14 protein-coding genes are annotated in these 14,388 nt (G+C 72.7%); 9 read left to right on the top strand and 5 right to left on the bottom strand.

The window, feature by feature from the left end:
* Nucleotides 1-14 precede the first annotated feature (14 nt).
* A complete protein-coding gene (locus E1269_RS14245; RefSeq protein WP_131895558.1) occupies nt 15-578 on the top strand; it encodes a helix-turn-helix domain-containing protein in 564 nt (187 codons plus the stop codon).
* Here E1269_RS14245 and E1269_RS14240 read toward each other — a convergent pair whose 3' ends face one another.
* Together E1269_RS14240 and E1269_RS14235 are read right to left on the bottom strand one after the other, a co-directional pair.
* Nucleotides 579-1,691, bottom strand: coding sequence for a winged helix DNA-binding domain-containing protein (locus E1269_RS14240; protein WP_131895556.1), 1,113 nt, complete (start codon nt 1,689-1,691; stop codon nt 579-581). It abuts the gene before it with no gap.
* Between the two features lie 43 nt (nt 1,692-1,734).
* Complete coding sequence (locus E1269_RS14235) at nt 1,735-2,859, bottom strand: epoxide hydrolase family protein (RefSeq protein ID WP_131895555.1); 1,125 nt, start codon at nt 2,857-2,859, stop codon at nt 1,735-1,737.
* A gap of 62 nt (nt 2,860-2,921) precedes the next feature.
* On the opposite strand from E1269_RS14235, the gene E1269_RS14230 reads away from it, so the two are divergent.
* The 6 genes from E1269_RS14230 to E1269_RS14205 all read left to right on the top strand — a co-directional run bounded on the left by E1269_RS14230 (nt 2,922) and on the right by E1269_RS14205 (nt 9,971).
* Nucleotides 2,922-3,908 (top strand): helix-turn-helix transcriptional regulator, encoded by a 987-nt coding sequence (locus tag E1269_RS14230; RefSeq protein ID WP_131895553.1) that lies wholly within the window; start codon nt 2,922-2,924, stop codon nt 3,906-3,908.
* A 185-nt stretch (nt 3,909-4,093) separates the two neighbouring features.
* Nucleotides 4,094-5,617 carry an amidohydrolase gene (locus E1269_RS14225; RefSeq protein ID WP_131895681.1) on the top strand — a complete coding sequence of 508 codons (1,524 nt, stop codon included), beginning with the start codon at nt 4,094-4,096 and terminating at the stop codon, nt 5,615-5,617.
* Nucleotides 5,618-5,694: 77 nt separating this feature from the next.
* Nucleotides 5,695-6,549 (top strand): SRPBCC family protein, encoded by an 855-nt coding sequence (locus tag E1269_RS14220; RefSeq protein WP_131895551.1) that lies wholly within the window; start codon nt 5,695-5,697, stop codon nt 6,547-6,549.
* A gap of 610 nt (nt 6,550-7,159) precedes the next feature.
* Nucleotides 7,160-8,707 (top strand): apolipoprotein N-acyltransferase, encoded by a 1,548-nt coding sequence (gene lnt / locus E1269_RS14215; RefSeq protein WP_203433561.1) that lies wholly within the window; start codon nt 7,160-7,162, stop codon nt 8,705-8,707.
* 5 nt (nt 8,708-8,712) lie between these two features.
* Entirely contained in the window at nt 8,713-9,456 is a 744-nt protein-coding gene (locus tag E1269_RS14210; protein WP_131895677.1) for a polyprenol monophosphomannose synthase, read from the top strand.
* Nucleotides 9,453-9,971, top strand: coding sequence for an FxsA family protein (locus E1269_RS14205; RefSeq protein ID WP_131895549.1), 519 nt, complete (start codon nt 9,453-9,455; stop codon nt 9,969-9,971). Before E1269_RS14210 ends, E1269_RS14205 begins: the two co-directional genes overlap by 4 nt.
* Nucleotides 9,972-10,195: 224 nt before the next feature.
* Here E1269_RS14205 and E1269_RS14200 read toward each other — a convergent pair whose 3' ends face one another.
* Both E1269_RS14200 and E1269_RS14195 read right to left on the bottom strand, forming a co-directional pair.
* Nucleotides 10,196-10,585 carry an RNA polymerase-binding protein RbpA gene (locus E1269_RS14200; RefSeq protein WP_131895547.1) on the bottom strand — a complete coding sequence of 130 codons (390 nt, stop codon included), beginning with the start codon at nt 10,583-10,585 and terminating at the stop codon, nt 10,196-10,198.
* Nucleotides 10,586-10,747: 162 nt separating this feature from the next.
* Nucleotides 10,748-12,145, bottom strand: a complete 1,398-nt coding sequence (locus tag E1269_RS14195) for an MFS transporter (RefSeq protein ID WP_203433557.1) — start codon at nt 12,143-12,145, stop codon at nt 10,748-10,750.
* Between the two features lie 113 nt (nt 12,146-12,258).
* Between E1269_RS14195 and E1269_RS14190 the strand changes: the two genes are divergently transcribed.
* Complete coding sequence (locus E1269_RS14190; RefSeq protein ID WP_131895545.1) at nt 12,259-12,753, top strand: peptide deformylase; 495 nt, start codon at nt 12,259-12,261, stop codon at nt 12,751-12,753.
* Between the two features lie 11 nt (nt 12,754-12,764).
* Here E1269_RS14190 and E1269_RS14185 read toward each other — a convergent pair whose 3' ends face one another.
* A complete protein-coding gene (locus E1269_RS14185; RefSeq protein WP_131895673.1) occupies nt 12,765-13,547 on the bottom strand; it encodes a glycerophosphodiester phosphodiesterase family protein in 783 nt (260 codons plus the stop codon).
* Between the two features lie 41 nt (nt 13,548-13,588).
* Here E1269_RS14185 and E1269_RS32890 point away from each other — a divergent pair, with 41 nt between their 5' ends.
* Nucleotides 13,589-14,272: a GNAT family N-acetyltransferase gene (locus tag E1269_RS32890; RefSeq protein ID WP_203433553.1), complete on the top strand. Its 684-nt coding sequence runs from the start codon at nt 13,589-13,591 to the stop codon at nt 14,270-14,272.
* The last annotated feature ends 116 nt before the right edge of the window (nt 14,273-14,388 follow it).

Below are 14,388 nucleotides of genomic sequence, written 5' to 3'. Positions count from 1 at the left end.
TATTATAGCGAACCATGGACCTCGACGAGCTGGGCCGGCGCATCCAGGACGCCCGGCAGCGGCGGCGCCTGACGCTGCAGGCCATGGCCGACCGCGCGTCCATCAGCGCGAGCATGCTCTGGTCCGTCGAGCGCGGCCGGAAAGCGCCAACCGTCGTCGTCCTGGACCGGATCGCCGGCGGCCTGGGCGTTCCGCTGGCCGAGCTCGTCGCCGACGAGGGCCCACGGGTCGTCGTCCGTCGGGCGGGGGAGCAGGACGTGGTGGACGAGCCGGGCGGCTGGCGGCGAACCATCCTGACCCCGGTCGTGCCCGGGGTGAACTTCGAGTGGATCCGCACCGAGCTGCCGCCCGGTTGCGACGCCGGCACGTTCCCGGCCTACGCGCCCGGCTCGCACGAGTACGTGGTGGTGGAGTCCGGGCGGCTCCAGCTCACGCTGGGCGACCGACCGCCCTACGACCTGACCGCGGGCGACTCGGCCTACTTCGCTGCGGACGTGGCGCACGGCTACGCCAACCCCGGCGCGGTGCCGTGCGCGTACCACGTCGCCGCGCTGATCATGCGCCCTCGCGGCCGCTGATCACTCCGGCGGCGCCACCCGCACGTCCGGGTCGTCGCCGCCGGCTCCGTCTTCGTCGGCGGTTGCGAACACCACCAGCGCGCGGCCCTCGTCGACGACCGAGTCCCGCTCAGCGGGCGTCAACGGCCGGAACGGGGTCACCGTCAGCTCCGCACCCTCCAGACGCCAGCAGCCGGCGACCTCGCCGTCGACGAGCAGGGCGTGCGGCACGACGCCGTTGCGCCGGTTCATCCGGCGGCGGTTCACGTCGTCGACGACGCGGGTGCGGTCGGCGTGCGAGCGCAGCACGTTGTCGAAGTCGGGCAGGAACCGGACCGGGGCCGGCGTGTCGGCGGGCGGACGGGGCGCGTCGGGCAGGTCGAACAGCTCGCGGCCGGACTCGTCGCGGAAGACCCGCAGCTCGGGCCGCAGCTCGTCGACCACCTCGCGCAACCGGGTCAGCCCGGACCAGGTCTGCACGTCGAGCACCGACGCTGGGCCGAACGCCGCGAGGTAGCGCAGCACGAACCGCGCCGGCGCGGTCGAGCCCTCCACCGAGCGGCCCAGCCACGACTCCACCGTCGTCAGCCGGGTCTGGCCGCTGCGTCCCCAGAGCGCCCGCGGCGGCACCTGCACCAGCACCAGCAGGTTGCGCGCGGCGTGCGCCAGATGGGACGGGCCCACGTCGGGCCAGCGCGGCGCGAGCAGCCGGCCCAGCTCGGCGACCGTACGGGGTTCCTCGTCCAGGAACGAGCGCGCGGCCTCGCGCACCGCGTCGAGGTCGACGCCAACCAGCGCCTTGGCGTGCTCGGTGTTGGTGCTCAGGTCGGCGAGGTAGATCGGCTGGATCCAGGGCCGCAAGGCCAGTGCGTCGGCGGCGGTGAGCAGGTGGATGGTGCCGCGCTGTGCCGCGATGCGCACCAGTGACCGGTCGAGCAGCGGCTCGCAGAGCGCGGCGGGCACGAAGCCGCGTAGCCGGGACCAGAGCTGGTAGTACGGCGAGAACGGCTGCTGCGCCTGCAACCCGGCCAGGTGCTCGACGGTGTCGAGCACCGGCCGGTCGGCGCGGTCGAGGAGGAGCTGCCGCGCCAGGGTGGCCCGGCCCAGCTCTCGCCGCGTCAGGACGTCGGTCATGCGGCCACTCTCTCGCGGAGCACCGACAAGGTCCCGCCCCACGTCACCGCAGCTCGCGGAAGAACCCGCGCAGGTCCTCGACGAGCACGTCGGGCACCTGGTGCGCGGAGTAGTGCCCGCCGCTGCCGTAGGTGTGCCACTGGACGATGTTCGCGTGGTCGCGCTCGGCGAAGCGGCGCATCGAGATGAAGTCGTCCTTGAATCCGGCCAGGCCGAGCGGCACGGTCGTCGGCTGCGTCGGCGCCTCGTCGCGGTTGCCCTCGTAGTAGAACCGCGCGGACGACGCCGCGGTGTTCGTCAGCCAGTAGATGGTGACGTTGGTGAGGATGAAGTCGTCGCTCACGGCGCCGTCGCCGAACAGCTGCGAGCTCCAGGCGAGCTGGCCGGCGGGGGAGTCGGCGAGGGCGTGCGCGAGCGTCTGCGGCTGGCTGGCCTGCAACTGGTTGAAGGCGCCCAGCTTCTCCCAGAACCACGTCAGGTGCGCGAGCCCGGCCTGGTCCTGCTCGGACAAGCCTTCCGTCTCCGCCGGGTCACCGGAGGGGAAGGAGAAGATCTGCGTGACGTGGACGCCGGCGACGTGGTCCGGGTCGGTCCGGCCGACCTCCGGCGAGATGAGCGATCCGCCGTCGTTGCCGTGCAGGCCGTAGCGCTCGTACCCGAGCCGCCGCATCAGCTCCGCCCAGGCCCGGGCGATCCGCTGCTTGCCCCAGCCAGCCTGGGTGGTGGGCCCGGAGAACCCGAAGCCCGGGATGGACGGGATGACCAGGTGGAACGCGGCCGCCGGGTCGCCGCCGTGCGCGCGCGGGTCCGACAGCGGGCCGATGACGTCCAGGAACTCCACGATCGAGCCCGGCCAGCCGTGCGTGAGCAGCAGCGCGAAGGCGTCGGGCTCGGGGGAGCGCACGTGCAGGAAGTGGACGTTCTGGCCGTCGATCTCGGTGGTGAACTGCGGGTACGCGTTGAGCTTCTCCTCCCACTCGCGCCAGTCGTACTCGTCGCGCCAGCGTTTCACCAGCCGCTGCACGAAGCCGACGGGAACGCCGTGGTCCCAGCCGGCGCCGGGCAGCTCTTGCGTGAACCGGGTGCGGGCGAGTCGCTCGCGCAGGTCGTCGAGGTCGGCCTGCGGTACGTCGATGGTGAACGGGGTGAGGTCCGCCGTGTTCGTCATAACCGTGACGCTACGCGTCTATGCGGAAGACTTCGTTCCGCATTGCATGGCAGACTTCGGGGATGTTGGAGACCTCGGCGCGGCTGCTGCGCCTGTTGTCGTTGTTGCAGGTCCGGCGGTCGTGGACGGGGCCGGAGCTGGCCGAGCGGCTCGCCGTCAGCACCCGGACCGTCCGCAATGACATCGACAAGCTGCGCTCGCTCGGGTACCCGGTTCAGGCCGCGCCCGGCGCCACCGGCGGATACCGGCTCGGTGCCGGCGCGGAGCTCCCGCCGCTGCTGCTCGACGACGACGAAGCGGTCGCGGTCGCCGTCGGGTTGCGCGGAGCCGCCGCGGGCGCCGTCGACGGGATCGAGGAGACGTCGGTGCGTGCGCTTGCCAAGCTCGAGCAGGTGCTGCCTTCGCGCCTGCGCCGGCGGGTCGACGCGTTGCGGCTGGCCACCGTCACCGTCCCGTACGACGCGCCCGCGCCGCTCGTCGACGCCGGGCTGCTGGCGACGCTGTCGCTGGCCTGCCGCGACCGGGAGCGGGTCCGCTTCGGCTACCGCGCCCACGACGACGGCGTGAGCCTGCGGGCCGCCGAGCCGTTGCGGCTGGTGCGCTGGGGTCGCCGCTGGTACCTCGTCGCCTGGGACGTCGACCGCGTGGACTGGCGGACCTTCCGGGTCGACCGCATCTCGGACTGCACCCCGCTGGGCGCCCGGTTCGAGCCGCGCGAGCCGCCCGCGGAGGACCTGGCCGCCTACGTGTCCCGCCGGGCCTCGGCGGCGGCGTGGCGCCACCACGCCCGGGTCCGGCTGCACGCTCCGGCGGAGCGGATGGCCGCGCACCTGCCGGTGGCGGCCGGGTCGGTGGCACCCGACGGCGACGACACCTGCGTCCTGGAGACCGGTGCGGACTCCCTGGACACGCTCGCGGTGCGACTCGGCTCGACCGGCGTCGAGTTCGACGTCCTGTCGCCACCCGAGCTCGTCGACCACATCGCGGACCTGGCCAGACGATACATGCGCGCCGTCGCCGGCTCGCGCCCTGACCCACCCCGGCGTTGATCGTAAAGTAATCGCGGAATCCATCCGACATTTCGCCCGGCGACTCCGCGGAAACTCCACGATCAACCGAGCGTGGGAGAGGGCCGCCGAGGTCCTCAGGTTCGTCATGGAGAATCGACGGGGTGACGACGACCCTCTACCGCCACGGCCGCATCCACAGCCCCGCCGACCCGTTCGCCACCGCGATGCTGGTGGTCGACGACACCGTCGCCTGGGTGGGTGCCGAAGGCGCGGCGGAGGTGCACGTCGACTCCGCGGCGGAGGTCGTCGACCTCGAGGACGCGCTCGTCGCACCGGCCTTCGTCGACGCCCACGTGCACCTGACCGAGACCGGGCTGGCCCGCGACGGCCTCGACGTCGCCGGTGTGGAGAGCCTGACGGCCCTGCTGGACCGGGTCGCGGAACGGGCCAGGCAGCGTCCGGGCGAGGCGATCCTTGGCTTCGGCTGGGAGGAGGACGCCTGGCCGGAGCGACGCGCGCCGTCGCCGGCGGAGCTGGACCGGGCCGCGTCCGGAGCGGTCGTGTACCTCGCCCGCCGCGACGTCCACACTGCCGCCGTGTCTACCGCACTGCTGGCCGGCGACCCGTCCGTGAAGGCCGCCGACGGGTACGACGACGGCCTGGTGCGGCGCGACGCCCATCGCCGGGCCCGGCGGACCGCCCGGTCCGCCGTCGCCGCCGACCGGCTCCAGGCGCTGCGCGTCGACTCGCTGCGCCATGCGGCAGCGGTGGGCATCGGCGCCGTCCACGAGATGGGCACGCCGCAGATCAGCGACGCCGCGGACTTCGCGGCCGTGCGGGCGCTGGGCTCCGACCCCGGCCTGCCGGACGTCATCGGCTACTGGGGCGCGCTCGGCGCGGGGGAGGCACAGGCACTCGGCGCGGTCGGTGCTGCCGGCGACCTCAACCTCGACGGTTCGATCGGCTCCCGCAGCGCCAGGCTGACCTCACCCTATGCCGACGCGCCGGGCGAACGCGGCCGGCTCGACCTGGACGTGGACGCCGCGACCGAGCACGTGGTCGCGTGCACGCGGGCGGGCATCCAGGCCGGTTTCCACTGCATCGGCGACGAAGCCATCAAGGTCGCGGTCCAGGCGCTCTCGGCCGCGGCGGCACAGTGCGGGCTGGCGGCCGTCGTCGGCTCCCGGCACCGACTGGAGCACGTCGAGATGGTCGACGACGGTGTCATGGCCGAGCTCGCCCGGCTGGGCGTCGTCGCCAGCGTGCAGCCCGCGTTCGACCAGCTGTGGGGCGGCGACTCGGGGCTCTACGTCGACAGGCTGGGACCGGAGCGGGGCGTGTCGCTGAACCCGTTCGCGTCCATGGCGCGCGCCGGGGTGCTGCTCGCCTTCGGGTCCGACTCCCCGGTGACCCCGCTGGCCGGCTGGGAGACCGTCCGCGCCGCCGCCTACCACCGGACGCCGTCGGAGCGGCTCAGTGCTCGGGCGGCGTTCTCTGCGGCCACCCGCGGCGGCTGGCGGGCGGCGCGCGTCGAGGACGCCGGGGTGCTGGCGCCGGGGATGCGCGCGACGTTCGCGATCTGGGAGGTGCCGGGCGAGCTCGTGGTCCAGGCACCGGACGAGCGGATCGCGGCCTGGTCCACCGACCCGCGCGCCGGCGTGCCAGGGCTGCCCGATCTATCGCCGGGCGCCGGCCTGCCGCGCTGTCTCCGGACGGTCGTTCGCGGCCGGACCGTCTACACCGGGTGAGGCGCTTCAGCGCCGACCGGCCCTGCTTCTCGTAGGCTGGGAGTGTCGTGACACGTCCCCCGGACAGGGGAGGATCCATGAAGATCGACAACGAGTTCACGGTCGGGATGCCGGTCGACCGCGCCTGGACGGTCCTGACCGACCTCGAGGGCATCGCCCCGTGTATGCCCGGCGCCCAGCTCACCGGGGTCGACGGCGACGTCTACTCGGGCCGGGTCAAGGTCAAGGTCGGGCCGATCGTCGCCGAGTACGCGGGCACCGCCCGGTTCTTGTCACGGGACGAGGCCACGCACCGCGCCGTCATCAGCGCCTCTGGCCGCGACGCGCGGGGCGCCGGCACCGCGTCTGCCGAGATCCTCGCCCAGCTGCGCGAGGACGGGCCGCGCACCGTCGTGAACGTCGATACCGACCTGCGCATCAGCGGTCGGATCGCCCAGCTCGGGCACGGCATGATCAAGGAGGTCTCCACCAAACTGCTCGGCCAGTTCGTGGACTGCCTGGAAGCCAAGCTCACGACGACGGTGGCAGCCGGCGCCGCCGCGGTGGGAGCAGTGGGAGCAGTGGGAGCATCCGAGCCGGAGCCGGGCTCGCCCGGACCGCCGAGCCGGGAACCGGAGACGCCCGAGCCCGACGTCGAGCCGGGCTCGCCCGGACCGCCCAGCCGGGAACCGGAGACGCCCGAGCCCGACGTCGAGCCGGCCTCGCCCGGACCGCCCAGCCGGGAACCGGAAGCACCCGAGCCCGACGTCGAGCCGGCCTCGCCCGGACCGCCTGGACCGGCCGGAGCGGCCGGTCGGTCGGTGGGCTCGGATGAGGCGGAACCGCTTGATCTCATGGGCCTCGCCGGCGGCTCGATCGCGAAGCGGGTCATCCCGGTGGTCCTGGCGATCATCGTCGTGGTGGGCGTGGTCGCATATCTCGCCGTCGACTGACCGCGCGACGACGGCGTCCGGCATCCGGACGCACCGACCATTTCGCGCGCCGCAGACCGCCGACACGCCGGCGCGACCATCGATTTCGAGATCGACTTTCGTCGCCGTCCGCGCTCCTGACCAGCGCGGACACCGCGTTTTCGCAGGTCGACAGCGAGCTTGACACCTTGGGGACTCGTGCAGCAAAGTCGCCACAGTCCACCAGCGGACGAAACCGCTCGGGTCGACGGCCCGGGCGGGCGTTGTGAGAGGGGTCGAGGGGCGGTCTCGAGCACCATCCGAGGCCGGGCATCCTTCGTGAGCCAGGCCCTCACTCGCATGACCCGCCTGTGCGTCACCCGTTGCGGCACGGGGTGAGACGAGGTCGGGCCCGGCCCGCCCAGTAGACAACGGTCCGCGAGCCGCATCCAGCGGCGCCCGCGGCCCGGTCCGAAGGGTGGGGCCGGGCTGCGTCCTTTGTCACATTGCTGGGCGTCGTTCCACTCCCGGGCACTCTGTCCTCGGGACGCACGTTGTACCGTCGCGCGATCAGCATCACACTTGGTCAGGTGGGACCGCACCACCACCGGGCGGTCGCGAAGCGAGCTGGACGTCGGACGGAGCACGACACGTGAGTCACTTCGGGCGCTACGCGGGAGCGTTGCTCCTGGGCGGTGCGCTGATCGGCGCCTTCCCTCCGTACGACCTGTGGTTCGTGGCGATCCTGGTGCCAGCCGCGTTCGCGCTTTTGGTGCGCGGGCAGTCCATGAAGCGCTCGGCGCTGATGGGCTACCTGTTCGGCGCCGGGTTCTTCGTGCCGCTGCTGGACTGGACCGGCCTCGAGGTCGGTCCGGTGCCGTGGCTCATCCTGGCCCTGTTCGAGGCGTTGTTCTTCATCCCGCTGGCCATGGGTCTTACGCTGGTGCAGCGGCTACCCGGGTGGCCGGTCTGGACCGCGGCGATCTGGGTGGCCGACGAGGCCATGCGCGGCCGCATCCCGTACGGCGGATTCACCTGGGGCAAGTTGGCGTTCTCACAGGCGGACAGCCCGATGCTGAGCCTGGCGTCGCTCGGCGGCTCGCCGGGGCTGTCCTTCGCGGTGGCGCTGACCGGCGGCCTGCTGGCGTGGGTCGTCGTCGAACGGCGCCTGTGGTTGCGGGTCGCCGCCGTCGCCGTCGCCGTCGGCGTCGTCGTGGCGCCACTGCTCGTCCAGCCGATGGAGAGCGACGGCGACACCCTCACCGTCGCCATCGTGCAGGGGAACGTGCCGTCGGAAGGGCTGGACTACAACAACCGCGCCCGCGCCATCACCAACAACCACGTCGAGGCCACCGAGCGCCTGGCCGCCGACATCGAGGCCGGCCGGGTGGAGCGGCCCGACGTCGTGCTGTGGCCGGAGAACTCCTCCGACATCAGCCCCTACCACGACGCCGAGACCTACCGGGCCATCGACGAAGCGGTCCGGGCCGTGGGCGTGCCGGTGCTGGTCAGTGCCATCGTCCCGACCGAGGACGAGCGCAACGTGCGCAACACCTCGATCCTCTGGGACCCCGAGACCGGCCCCGGTGACACCTACGTCAAGCGCCACCCGATGCCGTTCGGTGAGTACATCCCGTTCCGGAGCATCGCCGAGCGCATCACCGAAGCGGTGGCACAGCAGCCCCGCGACCACCTGCCCGGCGAGTCCGTCGGCATCTTCCAGATCGGCGACGCGGTCATCGGCAACGTCATCTGCTTCGAGGTCGCCTTCGACGGCGTCGTGCGCGACGCCGTCCGCGAGGGCGGGCAGTTCCTCTCGGTGCAGACCAACAACGCCACGTTCGGCCGCACCGAGATGACCGAGCAGCAGCTCGCCCAGTCGCGCGTGCGGGCGTTCGAGCACGGCCGGACGGTGCTGGTCTCCGCCCTGGCCGGCGTGAGCGCCGTCGTCGCGCCGAACGGTGAGGTCCTCGACCGCGCCGAGCTCTTCACCCAGGACGTCATCGTCACCGAGGTGCCGCTGGCCGGCGGCACCACTCTCGCGACGACCCTCGGCGCCTGGCCGGAGTGGGCGCTGACGGCCATGGCCCTGGGCGTCGTCGCCTTCGTCATCGTCAGTGAGCGCCGAGCCAGCCGCCGCGGCGACGGCGCCGGCACACCCGACGAGCCGCGGCCCACGGTGGAGGCGGGTGTGTCGTGACCTCGGTGCTGGTGGTCATTCCGACGTACAACGAGGCACTCACGATCGCCAAGGCGATCGACCGCACCCGCAGCGCCGTGCCGCACGCGCACGTCCTGGTCGTCGACGACGCCTCTCCAGACGGCACTGGCGCCATCGTCGACGAGATCGCCGAGCTGGACGACCACGTGCACGTCCTGCACCGGGCCGGCAAGCAGGGCCTCGGCGCGGCGTACGTCGCCGGCTTCGGCTGGGGTCTGGGCCGCGACTACGAGCTCTTGGTCGAGATGGACGCCGACGGCTCGCACCAGCCGGAGGAGCTGCCGCGGCTGCTGCACGCCGCCGAACAGGCCGACCTCGTGCTCGGCTCGCGCTACGTGCCCGGCGGCCGGGTGGTGAACTGGCCGTGGCGGCGCGAGGCGCTGTCGCGGCTGGGCAACACCTACACCCGGCTGGCGCTGGGCACCACGTTGCGCGACGCCACGGGCGGCTTCCGGGTGTTCCGCGGCGACGCGTTGCGCCAGCTCGACGTCGACACCGTTGCGTCGCAAGGCTACTGCTTCCAGGTCGACCTCGCCTGGCGGGCGGTCCGGGCCGGGCTGCGGGTGATCGAGGTTCCCATCACGTTCGTCGAAAGGGAGCAGGGAGAGTCGAAGATGGACGGCACGATCGTGCGCGAGGCGTTCCTGCGGCTCACCCAGTGGGGAGCCGCGCACCGGGTGCGCCAGCTGCGAGCGCTCGTCGGCAGGCGTAACGGTGGACAACCATGAGGCGTTTCGGTCCGTTCGTCGTCGGCGTCGTCGAGTTCGTCGCGCTGGTCATCGTCGCCGGTTGGATCGGCCTGGGCTGGGCGCTGCTGTTGCTGCTGGCCACCAGCGTGCTGGGCCTCGCGCTGCTGCGCATCGAGGGCCTGCGCGCCTGGGCGTCGCTGCGCCAGGCCGCCGCGGACGGCCGTTTCGACGGCGACGACGACGAGGCGGCGGCCCACCGGTCGACCCGGATGGCCGACACCGGCGTGCGGGTGCTGTCCGGCGTGCTGCTGGTCATCCCCGGCTTCGTCACCGACCTGGTCGGCCTCGTCCTGCTGATCCCACCGATCCGCCGCAGCATGGGCCGGCGCCTGTCGGCGGCGGCGTTCCGCACCTTCCCCGGGCGGCGCCCCGCTACTGGTAGTCAAGCGGGGCCCGGTGGTCAGGCCGGTCCCGGCGGCGTCCAGCACGGCGTCGTCATCGAGGGCGAGATCGTCGACTCCGACGGTGTCCGCGACCGCCGCGACTCCACCTGAGCCGGGGTCGCCCGTCGGGCGGTTGCTTTCGGCGGAGCTGCGGCGCATCACCAGGATCACCCGCGCGTCACCAGGCGTGCAGGCATGGTGCGACACGAGATCTCGTGCTGAACGTGATCATTCGGGGCCGGCGGCGGTGCAAACGCGGAACCGCACCCGGCCCAGGGCGGGCCGGGTGCGGTTCCGGTGTCGTGCTGGTGGTGGCGGCGCGAGCGTCGCCGGGGTCAGGCGGTCTTCTTACGGCCGCGCGACCGCTCGGCCAGGTGGGCGGCGCCGGGGATGAGGCCGGACCGGAGCAGCTCCAGCCGCTCGTCGAGCAGCGCCTCGAGGTCCTCGATGGACCGGCGCTCGAGCAGCATGTCCCAGTGGGTGCGCGCGGGCTTGGCCGGCGCCTCATCCGGGCGGTCGGTGGCCACGCGCAGGGACTCCGCCCCGCACCGGGGGCAGTCCCACAGCGGCGGGATCTCAGCCTCGGTGGAGAACGTCATCTCGAAGCGGTGGCCGGAGGTGCAGCTGTAAGCGACCGTCTGGCGCTCGGCGAACTCGACGCCGCGCTCGTCCTCGTAGCTCGTGGCGCCTAGGCGCGAGCCGCGCAGGGTAGAACGCTCGGACATGTGTGAAACCCTTCCGGGGCGGTTGCCCCTGGGACGAGACGTCGGCTTACCTCACCGTCGTGCCGCGATCTGTCGCAACACAACGACATGATGACAACGGACGGCCGGAGAGTAATGTTCCGCGTTCCTTGTGATAATGCAATCTGGGCCACGTGATGTTACTCACCGACGCCCGATCACGGACCGCGGCACCTCGTTCCCGGCGGCGACTATCCCGGCACGCAGGTCCACCCGCGACAGCACGACCAGCCCGGCGATGAAGAACGTGACCAGGACCAACACCGACCATCTGTAGGAGTCTGTCAGCTGGAACGCCAGCCCGAACGCCAGTGTTCCGAACCAGCTCGTGCCGCGTTCGGCCGCCTGGTAGAGGCTGAAGTACTCCGCCTCCTTGCCGCGGGGGATGAGCAGGCTGAACAGCGAGCGTGAAAGCGCCTGGCTGCCGCCGAGCACGAACCCGATGGCGACGGCCAGCACGATGAACGGCAGCGCCTCGTTCTCGGGCAGGTAGAAGCTGGCCGCGACCACGACGGTCCACATCACCAGGCTGGTCATGACGATGTTCTTGGCGCCGAACCGTCCGGCGAGCCGCCCGAGCAGCAGCGCCCCACCGAAGGCGACGAACTGCACGATGAGGATCGCGACGATGAGGACGTCCTCACCCAGGCCCAGCTCGCGGTTGCCGTAGATGGAGGACGCGGAGATGACCGTCTGGACGCCGTCGTTGTAGAGCATGTACGCCACCAGGAACAGCAGCGTTTGTGGGTAGCCGCGGGCATGGCGCAGCGTCTCGCGCAGCTGCCCGAAGGCCCGCCGGGCCGGGCTGCCGCCGATGCGCTCGACCCCGGTGGGTGGCCGGTCGCGCAGGCCACGGAAGGGCACGATGGTCCAGAACGCCCACCACAGGCCGGCCGAGAGCAGGCTGATGCGCACCGTGTCCGACCGGCTCAAGCCGAACGGCTCCAACGTCACCAGCGCGAGGTTGAGGGCGAGCAGCAGGCCACCGCCGAGGTACCCGAGCGCCCAGCCGCGGCTGGACACTCGGTCGCGGTCCTCCTCGTGGGCGATCTGCACGAGGATGGCGTCGTAGACGACCATCGAACAGCCGAGGCAGATCGCGGCCACGATGAGCAGGAACACGCCCAGACCCCAGTTGGAGCCGGCGACGAAGACCATCGAGGACGCGGCGGCGGCGCCGGTCCAGGCGAAGCCGGCCATCATGTGCCGCTTGCGCGACGTCCGGTCGGCGATCGCGCCCACGATGGGCAGCACGATGGCCGAGAGGATGGTCGCGAACGTCACCGTGTACGCGGCCACCGAGCCGGCGGCGATCGGGACGCTCAGCACGGACAGGTCGCCGTGGCAGGGATCGTCGGTGGTGCCGGCCTCGCCGCAGGCGGCGGTCTCGGCGACGGCCGTCAGGTACGGGCCGAACAACACCGTCGCCGTCGTGGTCACGAACGCCGAGTTGGCCCAGTCGTAGAAGTACCACGCGCGGTGCTCCCGGGCCCGTTGCGTGGGATCGGCCAGCGGGCCGGACGGGACGAGAGCGGCGGTCACGGGCGGACGTTATCGGGTGAGGGGTGCACGTGACCAGACGACACGAGGTGGGAGACTGGCGCCTGCCGCCGGAGGGGGCGCGGCGATGAACGTGAGACGACGAAAGGACGACGGTGGCTGTTCGCGAGATCCGGCTGTACGGAGACCCGGTGCTGCGCACGGTGGCGGACCCGGTCAAGGAGTTCGGCGAGACCAGCCGCGCCCTGGCGCAGGACCTGCTGGACACGCTGGACCTGCCGGGCCGCGCCGGAGTGGCCGCGCCACAGATCGGGGTTCCGCTGCGGGCGTTCTCCTACGACCTGGAGGGCCAGCGCGGCGTGGTGTTCAACCCGGTCCTGGTGGCCACCGAGGGCGACCAGGACGGCGAGGAGGGCTGCCTGTCGGTGCCGGGCCTGTGGTACCCGACGCACCGCGCCAGCTTCGCGGCGGTGGAGGGCCAGGACGCCGACGGCGAGGCGGTGCGGGTCGAGGGCGAGGGCGAGCTGGCCCGCTGCCTGCAGCACGAGGTGGACCACCTGGAGGGCATCGTCTACATCCACCGGCTGGAGCCATCGACCCGGCGCGGAGCGATGCGGGCTATCCGCCGCAGCGCCTGGTTCGCGTCGTGACGGAGGCAGCGTCACGACGACGCGGCGGGGTGCCATTGCGACCGTGACTCCAGGACGTCGCGGAGCAGGTCCGCGCGGTCGGTGATGATGCCGTCGACGCCGAGGTCGAGCAGGCGCCGCATCTGGTCCGGGTCGTTCACCGTCCAGACGTGCACCTGACGCCCGGCCGCGTGTGCGGCGCGCAGCATTGCCGTCGTCACCACCTCGACGCCGCGGAAGCGCACCGGCACCTGCAGGCAGTCGACGCCGCGCAGCAGCGCGCGGGCGAACGCGCCCGCCCCGGGGGTCGTGGCCGCGGCACGGAACGCCGTCATGAGCGGGATGCCCGGCGACGTCGCCACCGGCGCGGCCACCCGGCGCAGCACCGCGCGGCGCCGGGCGTCGGAGAACGACGCGACGCAGACCCGGTCGTGTGCGCGGGTGCGGTCGATCGCGCGGGCCAGCGGCCCGACCGCGGACGGCGACTTCACGTCGAGGTTGACCCGCAGCCGCGGCCACGCCCCCAGCAGGTCCTCGAGCGCGGGCACCGGCTCGACCCCGCCGATCAGAGCCTGCCGTACCTGCGACCACGGCAGCGACGACACCGCGCCGGTGCGGTCGGTGACCCGGTCGAGGGTGTGGTCGTGCAGGGCGACGGCGACGCCGTCGGCCGTGGCGTGCACGTCGGTCTCGATGTAGGCGTACCCGAGTTCGACCGCCGCGGCGAAGGCGGCCATGCTGTTCTCGAGGCCGTCCGGCGAGAACCCGCGGTGCGCCAGCGCGAGCGGGCCGGGATGGTCGAGGTACGGATGCATGCTGGCCACCAGGCCAGGCTACGGGTGACGGGAGACCTGCGGTGACACAGGACGGGCGGCTGCGTGAGGTCCTGCTGCGGTGGCAGGCCGGCTGGGTGACGGTGCGCGACTACCGGTCCGCGCCCGACGGTGACACCGTCGCCGTCCGCATCGGGCTGCCCGACCGGTTCGTCGAGACCATCGTCCTGTCGACCGACCCGGAGCTGTACGCCGGGCTCGCCGACCGCGTCGCCGGGCCGAGCCGCTGGCTCACCGCCCCGACCACCGACCCCGAGCGCACCGCGGCCACCGCTACCGCCGCCGGGTTCACGGTGCACGACCCGGAGTGGCTGATGTCGCGCCCGCTGGCCGGCCATCCCGCACCCGAACCGCCCGCCGGGTACGACGTCGCGCTCAGCGGCCGTGATTCGGTCCTGGTGGCGGAGGTCGTCACCGACGACGGTGTGGCCGACGGGTTGGCGGCCAAGGGTCACCTGGCTATCAGCGGCGACGCGGGCCAGGACGCCGTCGCCGACCGCATCTTCACCCTGCCGCGGCACCGGCGCCGTGGCCTGGGCAGCGTGGTCATGGGCGCGCTGACCGCGGCGGCGGCGCAACGCGGGGCGCGGACCGGCCTGCTGGTCGCGTCGGGCGAGGGGCGCCGGCTCTACGAACGGCTGGGCTGGCGGGTCGAGACGGAGATGGTGGTGGCGCACTGGACCGGTGACGCGGACCCACTAGAGTGATGCCCGTCGCGACTGGCGCAACCGGCCCGCACACGGGCCAGGGGTGGAACCGACCACCGGGGAGCGGACGGCCGAGGCACCGCGCGCCTGGGTGTCCCGGACACACCGACACATCG

The sequence above is a fragment of the Jiangella asiatica genome (genome assembly GCF_004349065.1).
Classification (GTDB): domain Bacteria; phylum Actinomycetota; class Actinomycetes; order Jiangellales; family Jiangellaceae; genus Jiangella; species Jiangella asiatica.
Note: the sequence above shows the minus strand (reverse complement) of the source record. Positions and strands in the feature narration are given on the sequence as shown.

Coding starts and splice junctions, on each gene's coding strand:
- E1269_RS14245 (WP_131895558.1), top strand. CDS start 15: ATGGACCTCGACGAGCTGGGCCGGCGCATCCAGGACGCCCGGCAGCGG.
- E1269_RS14240 (WP_131895556.1), bottom strand. CDS start 1,691: ATGACCGACGTCCTGACGCGGCGAGAGCTGGGCCGGGCCACCCTGGCG.
- E1269_RS14235 (WP_131895555.1), bottom strand. CDS start 2,859: ATGACGAACACGGCGGACCTCACCCCGTTCACCATCGACGTACCGCAG.
- E1269_RS14230 (WP_131895553.1), top strand. CDS start 2,922: ATGTTGGAGACCTCGGCGCGGCTGCTGCGCCTGTTGTCGTTGTTGCAG.
- E1269_RS14225 (WP_131895681.1), top strand. CDS start 4,094: ATGCTGGTGGTCGACGACACCGTCGCCTGGGTGGGTGCCGAAGGCGCG.
- E1269_RS14220 (WP_131895551.1), top strand. CDS start 5,695: ATGAAGATCGACAACGAGTTCACGGTCGGGATGCCGGTCGACCGCGCC.
- E1269_RS14205 (WP_131895549.1), top strand. CDS start 9,453: ATGAGGCGTTTCGGTCCGTTCGTCGTCGGCGTCGTCGAGTTCGTCGCG.
- E1269_RS14200 (WP_131895547.1), bottom strand. CDS start 10,585: ATGTCCGAGCGTTCTACCCTGCGCGGCTCGCGCCTAGGCGCCACGAGC.
- E1269_RS14185 (WP_131895673.1), bottom strand. CDS start 13,547: ATGCATCCGTACCTCGACCATCCCGGCCCGCTCGCGCTGGCGCACCGC.